This is a genomic window from Pseudonocardia ammonioxydans, assembly GCF_900115005.1.
GTDB classification, from domain to species: Bacteria; Actinomycetota; Actinomycetes; order Mycobacteriales; family Pseudonocardiaceae; genus Pseudonocardia; species Pseudonocardia ammonioxydans.
On the sequence record NZ_FOUY01000020.1, the window covers coordinates 1 to 12,644 of the forward strand.

Annotated in this window: 13 protein-coding genes; 7 read left to right on the top strand and 6 right to left on the bottom strand. The window is 74.4% G+C overall.

The window, feature by feature from the left end:
* Positions 1–127: 127 nt before the first annotated feature.
* Positions 128–814 (bottom strand): DUF899 domain-containing protein, encoded by a 687-nt coding sequence (locus BM093_RS19015; RefSeq protein WP_093346433.1) that lies wholly within the window; start codon positions 812–814, stop codon positions 128–130.
* Between the two features lie 228 nt (positions 815–1,042).
* Here BM093_RS19015 and rph point away from each other — a divergent pair, with 228 nt between their 5' ends.
* A complete protein-coding gene (rph, locus tag BM093_RS19020; protein WP_245773635.1) occupies positions 1,043–3,685 on the top strand; it encodes a rifamycin-inactivating phosphotransferase in 2,643 nt (880 codons plus the stop codon).
* On the top strand, positions 3,685–4,293 hold the full coding sequence (locus BM093_RS19025; RefSeq protein ID WP_093345921.1) for a TetR/AcrR family transcriptional regulator: 609 nt from the start codon (positions 3,685–3,687) through the stop codon (positions 4,291–4,293). The genes rph and BM093_RS19025 overlap by 1 nt, the downstream gene beginning before the upstream one ends.
* A gap of 3 nt (positions 4,294–4,296) precedes the next feature.
* Here BM093_RS19025 and BM093_RS19030 read toward each other — a convergent pair whose 3' ends face one another.
* The 5 genes from BM093_RS19030 to BM093_RS19050 form a co-directional block, all read right to left on the bottom strand.
* The gene (locus tag BM093_RS19030; RefSeq protein WP_093345925.1) at positions 4,297–5,568 is read right to left on the bottom strand and encodes a phosphodiester glycosidase family protein; all 1,272 of its coding nucleotides are present in this window, start codon (positions 5,566–5,568) and stop codon (positions 4,297–4,299) included.
* Positions 5,569–5,736: 168 nt separating this feature from the next.
* Positions 5,737–7,110 carry an LLM class flavin-dependent oxidoreductase gene (locus tag BM093_RS19035; RefSeq protein ID WP_093345929.1) on the bottom strand — a complete coding sequence of 458 codons (1,374 nt, stop codon included), beginning with the start codon at positions 7,108–7,110 and terminating at the stop codon, positions 5,737–5,739.
* Entirely contained in the window at positions 7,107–8,447 is a 1,341-nt protein-coding gene (locus tag BM093_RS19040) for an MFS transporter (RefSeq protein ID WP_093345933.1), read from the bottom strand. The genes BM093_RS19035 and BM093_RS19040 overlap by 4 nt, the downstream gene beginning before the upstream one ends.
* A 193-nt stretch (positions 8,448–8,640) precedes the next feature.
* Positions 8,641–9,396, bottom strand: a complete 756-nt coding sequence (erm, locus tag BM093_RS19045) for a 23S ribosomal RNA methyltransferase Erm (RefSeq protein ID WP_093345937.1) — start codon at positions 9,394–9,396, stop codon at positions 8,641–8,643.
* A gap of 176 nt (positions 9,397–9,572) precedes the next feature.
* Positions 9,573–10,304 (bottom strand): DUF1990 family protein, encoded by a 732-nt coding sequence (locus BM093_RS19050; protein ID WP_093345942.1) that lies wholly within the window; start codon positions 10,302–10,304, stop codon positions 9,573–9,575.
* A gap of 53 nt (positions 10,305–10,357) precedes the next feature.
* Between BM093_RS19050 and BM093_RS19055 the strand changes: the two genes are divergently transcribed.
* The 5 genes from BM093_RS19055 to hepT are packed head-to-tail and all read left to right on the top strand — an operon-like array spanning position 10,358 to position 12,641.
* The gene (locus BM093_RS19055; RefSeq protein WP_093345947.1) at positions 10,358–10,612 is read left to right on the top strand and encodes a hypothetical protein; all 255 of its coding nucleotides are present in this window, start codon (positions 10,358–10,360) and stop codon (positions 10,610–10,612) included.
* 29 nt (positions 10,613–10,641) lie between these two features.
* A complete protein-coding gene (locus BM093_RS19060) occupies positions 10,642–11,346 on the top strand; it encodes a DUF1990 family protein (RefSeq protein ID WP_093345952.1) in 705 nt (234 codons plus the stop codon).
* 48 nt (positions 11,347–11,394) lie between these two features.
* Positions 11,395–11,805: a DUF5313 family protein gene (locus BM093_RS19065; RefSeq protein ID WP_245773636.1), complete on the top strand. Its 411-nt coding sequence runs from the start codon at positions 11,395–11,397 to the stop codon at positions 11,803–11,805.
* Between the two features lie 36 nt (positions 11,806–11,841).
* A complete protein-coding gene (gene mntA / locus BM093_RS19070; protein ID WP_177238575.1) occupies positions 11,842–12,246 on the top strand; it encodes a type VII toxin-antitoxin system MntA family adenylyltransferase antitoxin in 405 nt (134 codons plus the stop codon).
* On the top strand, positions 12,246–12,641 hold the full coding sequence (gene hepT / locus BM093_RS19075; protein ID WP_093345967.1) for a type VII toxin-antitoxin system HepT family RNase toxin: 396 nt from the start codon (positions 12,246–12,248) through the stop codon (positions 12,639–12,641). The genes mntA and hepT overlap by 1 nt, the downstream gene beginning before the upstream one ends.
* The last annotated feature ends 3 nt before the right edge of the window (positions 12,642–12,644 follow it).

A 12,644-nucleotide genomic window follows, 5' to 3' on the forward strand; every position in this document is an offset into this window, starting at 1 on the left:
TTGGCGGATCGGCGCGATCACCGCCGCCGCCCTGGTCCTGCTCCACCACGAACACGACCGGACGGCCTGATCAACTCGCTACTGGGAAACATTCATTCTCCCGACACAGCATTCATCGGACCGCGAGTCATACGGAGTACTCGTCGCGCTTGCGCGGCCAGTCGGAGAAGTCCTCGCCGCGCCCCCGGGGTGCCCGGTCCAGAAGTTGCCAGGTGGCGTTCAGCGCCTCGGTGCCGCGGTCGTAGGTCGAGTAGGTGTGATGGACGACCCCGTCCTCCAGCGCAAAGCAGCTCAGCGCCATCAGCTCCATCACGTCGAGCATGCTCCCGCTGCCCGCTCCGTAGTCCCGGTGTGGCGTCGGGACGTGCATGTACCCGAAGAAGTCGGCGTCGAAGTCGCTGTCCCCGGACGACACCCACTCGACGTCCCAGCCCATCCGCTGCTTGTACGCGGTGAGCAGCGGTAGCGGCGAGCGCGAGGCGAGGACGAACGTCACGTCGCGGCGTGCCAGGTGCGGTACCGCGCCGATCAGGTTGTCCGTTTCGAAGGTGCACCCCGGGCACCCGTCCGGAGTGTTCGGCCCGTGCATGAAGTGCCGCACGATCAGCTGGGAACGTCCGTCGAACAGCTCGCCGAGCGTGCGCCGACCGGCCGTGGTGTCGAACCGGTACTGCTTCTCGACCGGCACCCAGGGCAGCGCCTGCCGCTCCCGGGCGAGCGCGGTCGCCCGGCGGGTCAGGTCCTTCTCCGCTTCCAGCTGCCGCTCATAGGCGGCGCGCCACTGTTCGCGCGTCCCGGTCGCGTGCGTCGTCATCGCGTCCTCCCCTGTCACGGACGGGTCCACCGGGACAGACCCCCGGCGGTGCCGGGAGTCATCGGTGGAATCCGCGTGAACGGGGAGGCGGCGGGAGTGGCAACTCGTCTTCCCCGCCCACTTCAGCTTATACAGGATCCACGGGCCTCATGAGGACTTATTTCCTCCGCCATACTCGCCGCCGCAATCCGGATCGGGGCGACGAGGGGGCAGTGAGTGGACCGTGCGGTGCAGGTCAGCACAACGGGGGGCGACGCAGCGGGGATCGGCACGGCGGGGATCAGCACGGCGGGGCCCGGTGTGGTGGGGCTCGACGCAGTGGGGATCAGTGGGACCGGGATCGACGAGGTCGGCGGCAAGGGAGCCAACCTGGGCGAACTGTCCCGGATCGAGGGGATCCGGGTACCCGACGGCTTCTGCGTGACGGCGGAGGCCTACCGCCGTGTCGTGGCGGGCTCACCGTCGTTCGCCGGCGCGCTCGACGGGCTGACGGACCTGACCCCGGCCGACCGGGAGGCGATCGGCGCGGCGAGCGCGGAGATCCGCCGGGTGGTCGAGGCGATCCCGCTGCCCGACGACCTCGTGACGGCGGTCGGCGGTGCGCTCTCCCGGCTCGGTGCCCACACCGCCTGCGCGGTCCGGTCCAGCGCGACCGCGGAGGACCTGCCGGGCACCTCGTTCGCGGGCCAGCACGACTCCTACCTCGGCGTCGTCGGTCCGGCGGCAGTGCTCGAGCACGTCCGGCGGTGCTGGGCCTCGCTGTTCACCGAGCGGGCGGTGACCTACCGGCTGCGTCACGGCGTCGACCACCGGCGGGTCGACATGGCCGTCGTCGTGCAGGCGATGGTCGCCGCGGAGGCGGCCGGCGTCCTGTTCACCGCCGACCCGGTGACCTCGAACCGCAAGGCCGCCACCGTGGACGCCGTGCGGGGCCTCGGCGACGCCCTGGTCTCCGGCACGGTGAACCCGGACACCTGCACCGTGCGCGACGACGCGGTCGTCACCAGGGCCGGGCACGACCGGCCGGTGCTGACCGACGACCAGGCGCTGCGGCTGGTGCGGCTCGGCCGGCGGATCGAGGCCCACTTCGGCCGCCCCCAGGACATCGAGTGGTGCCTGGCCGGCGACGAGTTCCACATCGTCCAGAGCCGGCCGATCACCACGCTGTTCCCCGTCCCGGAGGCCGACGACGGGGAGAACCACGTCTACGTCTCCGTGGGCCACCAGCAGATGATGACCGACGCCATGCGACCCCTCGGCCTCTCCGTGTGGCAGCGGACGACCCCACGGTCGATGGCCGAGGCAGGCGGACGGCTGTTCGTCGACGTCGCCGCGGCCCTGGCCGCCCCGGAGAGCCGCGCGAGCATCCTGGTCGGCCTCGGTGAGTCCGACCCGTTGATGGGCGACGCGCTGCAGACCGTCCTCGACCGTGAGGGTTTCCTGCCGGTGCCTGCGGACCCGGGTCCCGCCGGGGCGCCGAAGGTCGCCGGCGAGGCCGGCCCGGGCGACCCGATCGAGGCCGACCCGGCACTCGTCGCCGAGCTCGTCGAGGACACCCGGGCGTCCGTCGCCGCGCTGGAACGCGACCTGCACGCCCGGTCCGGACCCGAGCTGGTCGAGTTCGTCCTGGCCGACTTCGCGGAGCTGCGGCGGACCCTGTTCACCCCGCGGAGCGGCCAGGTGATCAGGGCGGGCATGGCGGCGGCGTCCTGGCTCAACAGTCACGTCCTGGAGTGGCTGGGCGAGCGCAACGTGGCGGACACGCTGTCCCAGTCCGTCCCGCACAACGTCACCTCGGAGATGGGCCTGGCGCTGCTGGACGTCGCGGACGCGATGCGCCCGTACCCGGACGTGGTGGCGTTCCTGGCCGGCGTCGAGCACCCCGAGGAACCCGACGACCCCGACCACGGCTTCCTCGACGAGCTCGGGGCGGTCGCGGACGGCGGGCCGGTGGCCCGGGACGCGCTGGTGGCGTTCCTCGACCGCTACGGCGTGCGCTGCGCCGGCGAGATCGACATCACCCGGCCGCGCTGGAACGAGCGCCCGGCCCTGCTCGCGTCGACGCTGCTCGGCTACCTCCACAACCACGAGCCGGGCGCGGCCGAGCGGCTGTTCGAGGACGGGCGCCGGCAGGCCCGGGAGAAGGAGCAGGACCTGCTGCGCCGCATCCGGGAGCTGCCGGACGGGCAGTGCAGGGCCGACGAGACCGAGCAGATGATCGACCGCGTCCGCGCCTTCGCCGGGTACCGGGAGTACCCCAAGTTCGGCATGATCCAGCGCTACGCCCTCTACAAGGAGGCGCTGCTCCGGGAGGCGGGTCGCCTCGTGGACTCCGGGGTCCTGCGCGCGGCCGAGGACGTGTTCTACCTGCGGCTCGAGGAGTTCGCCGAGGTCGTGCGCACGAACCGGGTGGACGAGGGGCTGATCCGCACGCGGCGCGCGGAGTTCCGGTCGTTCCAGGACCTCACCCCGCCGCGGGTGATCACCTCGGACGGGGAGGTCCCGGCCGGCGCCTACCACCGCGACGACGTCCCGGCCGGGGCGCTGGCCGGGCTGGCGGTGTCCGCCGGGACCGTCGAGGGACGGGCGCGCGTGGTCCTGGACATGGCGCGCGCCGATCTGGCGGCCGGCGACATCCTCGTCACCACCAGCACCGACCCCGGCTGGACGCCGCTGTTCGTCGGGATCGCCGGCCTGGTCACCGAGGTGGGCGGGTTGATGACGCACGGCGCGGTGATCGCCCGGGAGTACGGCCTGCCCGCCGTCGTCGGGGTGGAGAACGCGACCCGGCTCGTGCAGGACGGGCAGCGCATCCGCGTGCACGGGACGGAGGGCTACGTGGAGGTCCTGGGCCCGTACCCTCGGGGGTGATGACCTCGTCACCGGCACGTTCCCCGCGGCGGATGACGCCGCAGGCGCGGCGGGCCCAGCTGGTGTCCGCCGCGCTGGACCTCTACGGCCGGCAGGCCCCGGAGGACGTCGCGGTCGAGGACGTCACCCGCGCCGCGGACGTGTCCCGGGCGCTGTTCTACCGGTACTTCTCCGGGGTCGAGGAGCTGCAGGTCGCCGCGCTGGGCAGCGTCGTCGACGAGCTCGTGTCCCGGGTCGCGCTCTCCGGGGACGGGCCGCTGGACGCGCAGCTGGCGACGGTGCTCGACGTGTTCCTCGACGTGGTGGAACGGCACGCCCGGGCCTACGTCGCGCTGCTGCGCAGCGGTTCGGTGGTCTCGACCGGGGCCACCGACACGCTCGTCGACAGCGTCCGCGACCACATGGTCGAGCTGCTCTGCGCGCGCGGCGGGCTGGGCGAGCCGACGCCGCTGCAGCTGATGACGCTGCGCGGCTGGGTCGCGCTCGTCGAGGGCTCGGTGCTGGCCTGGCTGGAGGCCGGTCGCGCGCCGGACCGCGCCGAGCTGCGGGACTGGCTGGTGGAGCAGCTGTTCGCGATGCTCGAGGTGACCGTCCGGCGCTCGCCCTGAGCGTCAGCCCCCGACGATGCCCAGCGCGTTCGGGACCGCGCGGTGCGCGTCGTCGGAGGGGTTGTTCACCACCTGCCCCCGGTACACCAGGGTCGAGGAGCCGCCCCCGTCGAGGTTGACGCCGTCGACGGCGCCGGCCGCGCGCAGCTGCTCGGCGGTCTCGGCGAGGGTGAGACCGGCACTGGTGGACTCGCGCCCGTCCGCGGTGAGCAGGACCAGCCGTCCCTCGGCGGTGACGCCCGCGGCGCTGCGCGGGTCGCGCTCGGCCCCGTCGAGGCCGGGTACCGGGGCTCCGTCGCGCAGGATCGGGCTGCCCCCGACCGCCGTGTCGGCCGGCACCCCGGAGGCGGTCCCGGCCGAGTGCCGCACGGTGACCCGGTCGCCGACGGCGAGCCCGCGCAGCGCGGCCGCGCCCTCGTCGCGTCCGGCCAGGATCTGCTCGCCCTCCGGGATCGGGCCGCCGCCGGGCGGGCGGACGTCGGTGACCCGGCCGTCCCGGACCACGACCTCCACCCGGTCCGGCGCGCACGGCGCGTCCCGGTCGGTGTCGCTGCCGCACAGGGCGGCGGCCCGGTCGCCGTTCCAGTCGGGGGTGAACAGCCCGATGCCCCCGACCGGGACCGCGTAGGTGTTCAGTGCCCGGATCGGGAGCTTCCCGCCGGGCCCGGTCGCCGAGGCCACCAGGTCCAGCCGGTCCACCCGGGGCGTGCCGGTGGCGTCGACGGTGAGCGCGTCCCCGGGCTCGCTGCCCGGCACGGCGGGCGCGAGCCGCCGCCCGGGCGGGACCGCGGAGGTGAGCATCCGGCCGTCGCGGACCGACGGCCCGGCGGGTGCGTTGCTGCGGGCGAAGTCGAAGAAGTCCCCGTTGACGGCGGCGACGGTGCCGGCCCGTGCGGCGTGCTCGGGAACGGTGGCCCGCTCCCCGACCGCCGCACCGGTGAGCAGCGTGGCCTCGACGCCCGACCGGCGCAGGTCCGCGACCACGATGTCGGTGGTCACCGGGCCCGAGGGGGTGTCGATCCGGTTCTCCCGGTGCGTGACGGCGGGCGCCTGCTGCGCGGGAGCGGACTGCTGCTCGGCCGTCGCACCGGCCCGGGCCGCACCGCGCACGGGTCCCGCGTGGCCGGCGTCCGGGGCCACGAACGCGGCGGCACCGGCCGGTTCCGGGGCGCCGGAGCCGGTCCGGACGAGGCCCTCGGCACCGGCCGGGATCAGTGCCCCGACCACGGCCGCGGCCAGCAGCGCGGTGCCGCGGCCACGCACCCGTCCCGACATTGCCTGCTCCCCCGGATCGACGACCGAACCGGGAAGAGACGATCACGACGGGGCGGGCACGACACGGAGGATCCGGGCATGGACGGCGGGTTTCACCCGGTCGTGGGTGGTCCGTCCGTGGTGGCGGGCGACCGCGGTCACCGCCGCGACACGCGGGGGGGACTTCCGTCAGGAGCCGAGCGTGCGGTGCCCCGCCCCGGGGTGCTCCTTCGCCAGCCGGGCGCCGTCGCCGGTGCCGTACCGCTCGCGCAGGGTCGGCCCGCCGGCGTCGGCCGCCTGCGGGACCCGCCCGCGCCGGCGCAGCTCCGGCACGACGTGCGCGACGACGTCGGCCATCGTCCCCGGGGTCACCGCGTAGGCGAGGTTGAACCCGTCGAGGTCGGCCTCGTCGGCCCAGCGCTCCAGCTCGTCGGCGACCGTCGCCCCGGACCCGACGACGACCGGTCCCCGGCCGCCGACCGTGATGAACTCGGCGAGCTCGCCGACGGTCCAGTCCCGGTCCGGGCCGGTGAACGACGCCAGCGCCGAGCGCGTCGACTCGGTCTGCACGTACTCCAGCTTCTCCCCCGGCGCGGCCCCGGACAGGTCCACACCGGACCAGCCGCCGAACAGCGCGAGCGCGGCCTGCGGGTCGGTCAGCGCCAGGTACTCCTCGAGGGTCGCGCGGGCGGCCTCGTCGGTCTCCCCGGCGATCGCGGTGAGCATCGCGAAGATCTTGACCGAGCGCGGGTCCCGGCCGGCCCGCTCGGCCTCGGCGCGGATCGCGTCGACCGAGCGGCGCACCACGGCGGGCGAGGGGCCCGAGACGAACACCGCCTCGGCGTGCGTGCCGGCGAACCGCGCGCCGCGCGGCGACGCCCCGGCCTGGAAGATCACCGGGGTGCGCTGCGGCGAGGGCTCGGACAGGAACGGGCCGGGCACGTCGAACCACCGCCCGTGGTGGCCGATGTCGTGCACCCGGGCGGGGTCGGTGAACACCCCGCGCTCGCGGTCCCGGACGACGGCGTCGTCGGACCAGGAGCCCTCCCACAGCTTGTAGCAGACCTCGAGGAACTCCTCGGCGAGCTCGTAGCGCTCGTCGTGCGGGAGCTGCCCGGACCGGCCCAGGTTGCGCGCCGCGGAGTCCAGGTAGGACGTCACGACGTTCCAGGCGACCCGGCCCCGGGTGAGGTGGTCCAGCGTGGTGAACCGGCGGGCCAGTGCGTAGGGATGCTCGTAGGCGACCGACACGGTCACCCCGAACCCGAGCCGCGAGGTCGCCCCGGCCATCGCCGGGACGAGCAGCAGCGGGTCGGCCAGCGGCACCTGCGCGGCGGCGCGGACCGCGGCGTCGCGGGAACCGCCGTACACGTCGTAGACGCCGAGCACGTCGGCCAGGAACAGCGCGTCGAACCCGCCGTCCTCGAGCATCCGGGCCAGCGACGTCCAGTGCTCGAGCTCGGTGTAGCGGTGGCCCTCGTCGGAGGGGTGGCGCCACAGCCCGGCGGACTGGTGCCCGACGCAGCCCATGTCGAAGGCGTTGAGCAGGATGCGACGGCTCATACGGTGAGTTCCTCCCGTTCGGGTGTGCGGCGCAGGCCGGTCCGGAGGGTCTCCGGGGCCAGCACGGTGGACACGATGCAGATCGCGAACAGCAGCCCGAAGTATCCCCAGATCAGCCACGGACGTCCGCCGCCCGCCATCAGGAGCGCGGTCGCGACCAGCGGCGTCGTCCCCCCGATCACGGACCCGATCTGGTAGCCGAGCGACGCACCGCTGTAACGGACGCGGGTGTCGAACAGCTCCCCGTACCAGGCGGCCTGCGGTCCGTACATGGCGTCGTGGAACAGGTTCACCAGCACCAGCATCGCGACGACGATGAGCAGCGTGGACCCGGAGTCGAGCAGCAGGAAGAACGCCCCGAGGAACAGCGGCGCCCCGATCGCCCCGACCAGGTAGACCGGCTTGCGCCCGACCCGGTCGGACAGGATCGCCCACAGCGGGGTCGAGAACAGCCCGATCGCGGACGCGACGATGACCGCGGTCAGCCCGGCGTTCTCGGCGGCGTCGGTGCCCTGGGCCAGGTAGGTCAGCGCGAACGTCGTCGCCAGGATGTAGACCGAGTTCTGCGCGATCCGGGTGCCGACCGCCAGCAGCACGGTGCGCCACTCGGTGCGCAGCACCTCCAGGACGGGCTGCTTGGCCAGGGACCCGGAGTCGCGGGCCGCGGTGAACACCGCGGGGTCGGCCAGCGTCAGCCGGATCGCCAGCCCCACCACGACGAGGACGAAGCTGAGCAGGAACGGGATCCGCCAGGCCCCGGCGAGGAACGCCTCCTTGCCGGCGATCGCGAGCACCGCGGCGTACACGCCGGAGGCCAGCAGCATGCCGGCCGACGAGCCGATCTGCGGGAAGCTGCCGTAGAAGCCGCGGCGGCGCTCGTGGTTCTCCCCCTCGGCATGCTCGACCGCCATCAGCACCGCGCCCGCCCACTCGGCACCGACCGCGAGCCCCTGCAGCAGGCGCAGCACGACGAGCAGGATCGGCGCGAGCAGGCCGGCCGTCGGGTAGGTGGGCAGCAGGCCGATCAGGGTCGTCGCGGCGCCCATCAGGACCAGCGAGCCGACGAGCACGGTGCGCCGTCCGACCCGGTCGCCGAGGTGACCGGCCACGACGGCGCCGATCGGACGGGCCCCGAACCCGGCGGCGTAGGTGGCGAACGAGGCGAGCACCCCGGCCGCGGGATTGACGTCGGTGAAGAACAGCGGCGCGAACACCAGCGCGGCCGCGGTGGCGTAGAGGTAGAAGTCGTACCACTCGATGGTGGTACCGATGAGGCTGGCGACGGCGGCGCGGCGCGGGGTGGCACCGGGGCGCGCGGCGGTGGACGTGCTGGACACGGGTGACCTGCCGGGGGTGAGGGCGGACCGCGGACGATCCGGTGTGGATGCGGACGGGGCGGCGTCAGCGACAGGCCTGCGACGACAGGCGGCCGTGGTCCACCCACCGCCGTCGCGTCAGCTCCGTCCGCTCCACGCCGGACAGCCGACCAGATCGGACCTGCTCTGCGCAACGGAGAGTGATCGGAAACGCTCACGATCGGGCCCGCGCGTGCAGTTCGGCCCACTGCCCCGGGCCCAGGTCCCGGGGCAGCGCCCGCCGGTCCACGCCGCACTCCGCGGCCCACCGACCCGCGACGTCGCGGCCGAACCGCCGCCCGACCACGTCGACCACCCCACGGCCGCGTCCGGTGAACACCGAGTCGACCAGCCGCTGGTAGGGCCGCACCGGGCCACTGACCAGCGGATGTTCCCGGCGCACGATCTCCAGCACACCGCCGTCCACCGACGGCACCGGCCGGAAGGCGCGCGCCGGCACCCGGTCGTGCAACCGGAACTCGAACCACGGCCACCAGCGCGCGGTGAGTGCGGTGGTCCCACCGACGGCGGCCCGCTTGCGGGCGACCTCCCACTGCAGCAACAGCAGCGCGTGCGCCCAGCGCGGCGCGCCGAGCAGCCGGCGCAGCAGCGGGGTGGTCAACGCGTACGGGACGTTGGAGACGACGTCGACGGGCCGGTCCAGCCGCTCGCGGGTCAGGTCACCGCGGTGCACCCGCACGGTGTCACCGAAGCGCTGCCGCAGCCGGACCACCCGGTGCGGGTCGAGCTCGATCGCGGTGACGGGGCGGCCGAGCCGCAGCAGCGCCGCGGTCAGCGCGCCGTCGCCGGCGCCGAGCTCGAGCAGCGGGCGCGGGGACCAGCGGGCGGCGACCGCGGTGAGCGCAGCGGGGACGGCGGGGTCGACGAGGAAGTTCTGGCCGTGCTCGTGCCGGCCGAGAGGGCGTGACAAATCGAGGCTCCCTGCGAGGGAGCCGGACGCGCGCAGACGAGGGCGCCGCCCGGCAGGGGTACGGGGACCGGCTGCGGGACGGCGGTGCCGCGGGGAGGACCGTCGGGGTCGGGGACCGGGCGCAGCGCCGCCGTCAGGCGACGCGCAGGCGTATCGAGGCTGTCACGGGCCGCAGGTTAGACACGCGCCTCCGGTTGGCGCACCCGGTTTTCGAGGCGCCGGGTGTGCACGGTGACGCCGCCGTGCGGGCGGCCGCCGGCGAGCCGGGCGGCCCGGATGCAGGCATGCGTCCACATGTTGAGCTGCACCTCCTTGGCGACCCGCAGGCGGTTGTAGAGCAGGTGCGAGAGCCGGTCGCCGGGCCGCGCCCACGACTCGATCGTGAACCGCAGGTCCGCGCCGTCGCGCTCGACCCGGAACTCGATCCGGCCCGCTTCCAGGTGCCCGCGCAGGGTGACGAACGAGAACCCGGCCGCGTCCGCGGCACACACCCGGACCGGTCCGTCCCACGGTCCCGGCATCCGGATGAGGAACTCGTCGCCGACCGCCATCGAGCCGTCGTCGCCCCGGGTACGGCGGAACACCGCGAACTCCGGTGACCACCGGTCCGGGTCCGCGGCGAGCCGTTCCAGCAGCTCCTCGGGGCCCAGCGACGACCCGCGGATCCGGACCGCGTAGCGGCGGTGCAGCAGGGTGCCGTAGCCGTCGTCGGGGCGCTGTACGTCTCTGTCCGCCGGGGCGGGCGGCGGCAGGTCCGACCGGTCACCGGCGACGTCACTGCGGTGGATCGGGGTGGTGCGCCAGAAGTACCGCCAGGACACGAGCGCGACACCGAGCGGCCAGCGGACCAGGGCCGCCACCGACCGGGAACGCCGGTCGCCGGTCACGGGTGCACGACGGGTGCCCATGACGCCATCGCAGCACGGGTGTAGGCCCGGCGCCACGCGGGAAAGCCCTGGGCATGACGGTCGGAGGAATCCTGCGCCGGGGCGGGCTGCGCGGCGCACACCTGCAGTGGCTCTCGCTGGGATCGGTGGGGCTGGCGATCGTGATGTGGCTACGGGCCAAGACCGTCGACCAGGACGAGCGGGGCAACGCCGAGCGCCGGGCGATCTACGTGGGGTTGTGGCCGTCGATGCTCTGGGCGATCGGCGAGTCGTTACGCCGGGACGAGGGCCGCCGCGACGAGTCCGGTGCGCGGGGAGGCCGGTCCTGACCGGGCGGCGGCACGCCCGCCCGTCGGCGGTGCACCGTGCCGACGACCTGTCCGGGCTCGCCGGGCGGCCGGTGAACGTCGACCCTGCCGAGGCCCCGGACCGCCCCGGGGCGGGCTGGTACGTCGACCACGGCCGCGCGCTGGTCGGGACCGAGCCACCCGGCGACCCGGTCCCGGACGGGGACTGGGAGCGGGCGTGCGCCGTCGTGCGCGACTACCAGTTCACCGACCACCGCCGGGTCCGTGGGTTCTTCCGGCCCGCCGACCCGCTCCTCGGCCGCGACATGCTGCTCGAGGGCCGGTTCGGCCCGCTGCGCTTCCATCTCGGGGTGCGGGTCACCGAGGTCGTCGACGAGGTCCGCGACGGCGTCCGGGTGTGGGGCTGGACCTACGACACGCTGCGGGGTCACCTCGAACGGGGCCGGCTCACCTACGAGGTGGTGAAGGACCTGCGCACCGGCGAGGTGGAGTTCGTGATCCGCGCGTTCTCCCGGCCCGCCCGCATCCCGAACCCGCTCTACCGGCTGGGGTTCGCCCTGTTCGGGCGCGGGGTGCAGCTGGAGTTCTACCATCGGGTGGGGCAGCGGGTCCGCGACCTCGTCGGCGCGGCACGGGCCGGGCACCCCCTGCCACGACCGGCCCCCGGTCCGGACGGGGTCGTCGTGGCACCCCAGGGCGCCCCGCGGCACCGGACCGACGCCGTCGCGCTGCTCGTCCGCCATCCGGGGGTGTGAACCGACACGTCACCCGGGCGGTGAGGGTCACCTAAGATGGAGGCCGACATGACTCGCCCGAACCCGTTCCGCTGGCTGGCCTACGCCTTCGGCGCCCGGCTTCCCGAGCGGTACCACCGCTGGGTGCTGCACGACGTGACGTGCCGGACCTGGTGGCTGCGCCACCTCCTCCGCACCACGGTGCAGCTCGTCCCGCTGCTCCTGCTGCTCTACCTGGTCGTGCCGGGTCCGCCCTGGGTACGGCTCGGCGCGATCGTGTCCGGTGCGTTCATCGGCTACTTCTACGCGATGGTCTACGTGGTCGAGGCCTCGGAGACGCGGGTGATGAAGGCCGGGTACCCGGTGGGGGCGGCCGCGGCGACCCGGGAGGCGCGCCGCGCCGAGCAGCACGTCGAGGCCCGGATGCGCCACGACGAGCTGCACCACGACGACCGCCGCCGGGGCGACCGCGCGGGCTGACCGCTGTGGGCCGGGCGCTGTGCCACGATGAACGGCATGGAGCCCGTCCTCGCGGATCTCGGGGAGGTGTTCCGCGCGCACGGCGTCGCGGTGGCCTACCTCTTCGGTTCGCGCGCCGAAGGTCGCGCGCGCGACGGGAGCGACCACGACGTGGCCGTCCTCTTCGCGGCGGACGACCCTGCCTTCGACGCGACCGAGCGGCTCGCCGCGGACCTGGCCACGCGACTGGGAACACCGGTGGATGTGGTCGACCTGGCACGGGCCGGCCTCGAGCTGCGCGGGACGGTCGCCGAGTCCGGCAGGCTCCTGCTCGGCGCGGACGAGCCCGCGCGGGTCCGGTTCGAGGTCGACGCCCGCATACGGTGGATCGAGTTCCGCCCGGTCGTGCAGGAGACGACGCGGTCGTTCCTGCGCCGGGTCGCGCAGGAAGGACTGCGGTAGTGGTCGACGCGGACCGGGTCCGTCGCCTGCTGGTGATGCTCGAGCGCTACCGGGGCCTGCTGGCCGAGGACGCGCCGGACCCGTACCGACGCCGGCACCTCGTGCAGACCGCGGCCCAGATCTGCATCGACCTCGCGAACCACGTGATCGCTGCCGACGGTCACCGGACCCCGCGGGACTACGGCGACGCCTTCCGGGTGCTCGCCGAGGTCGGGGTGCTCGACGACGGGCTGGCCGGTCGCATGGTCGCTCTCGCCGGTGCCCGGAACCTGATCGTGCACCTCTACGCCGAGGTCGACGACGAGCTCCTCGCCCACAGTATCCGGGACGGCGGTCTCGCCGACCTGGGTGCGTTCGCCGTCCGGATCGCGGCACTCGCGACCCCGCCGGCTTGAGCG

Excerpts from the sequence above, each read along its gene's own strand:
- BM093_RS19050 (WP_093345942.1), bottom strand. The coding sequence starts at position 10,304 with ATGGGCACCCGTCGTGCACCCGTGACCGGCGACCGGCGTTCCCGGTCG.
- BM093_RS19065 (WP_245773636.1), top strand. The coding sequence starts at position 11,395 with ATGACTCGCCCGAACCCGTTCCGCTGGCTGGCCTACGCCTTCGGCGCC.
- BM093_RS19025 (WP_093345921.1), top strand. The coding sequence starts at position 3,685 with ATGACCTCGTCACCGGCACGTTCCCCGCGGCGGATGACGCCGCAGGCG.
- mntA (WP_177238575.1), top strand. The coding sequence starts at position 11,842 with ATGGAGCCCGTCCTCGCGGATCTCGGGGAGGTGTTCCGCGCGCACGGC.
- BM093_RS19030 (WP_093345925.1), bottom strand. The coding sequence starts at position 5,568 with ATGTCGGGACGGGTGCGTGGCCGCGGCACCGCGCTGCTGGCCGCGGCC.
- BM093_RS19035 (WP_093345929.1), bottom strand. The coding sequence starts at position 7,110 with ATGAGCCGTCGCATCCTGCTCAACGCCTTCGACATGGGCTGCGTCGGG.
- BM093_RS19015 (WP_093346433.1), bottom strand. The coding sequence starts at position 814 with ATGACGACGCACGCGACCGGGACGCGCGAACAGTGGCGCGCCGCCTAT.
- BM093_RS19055 (WP_093345947.1), top strand. The coding sequence starts at position 10,358 with ATGACGGTCGGAGGAATCCTGCGCCGGGGCGGGCTGCGCGGCGCACAC.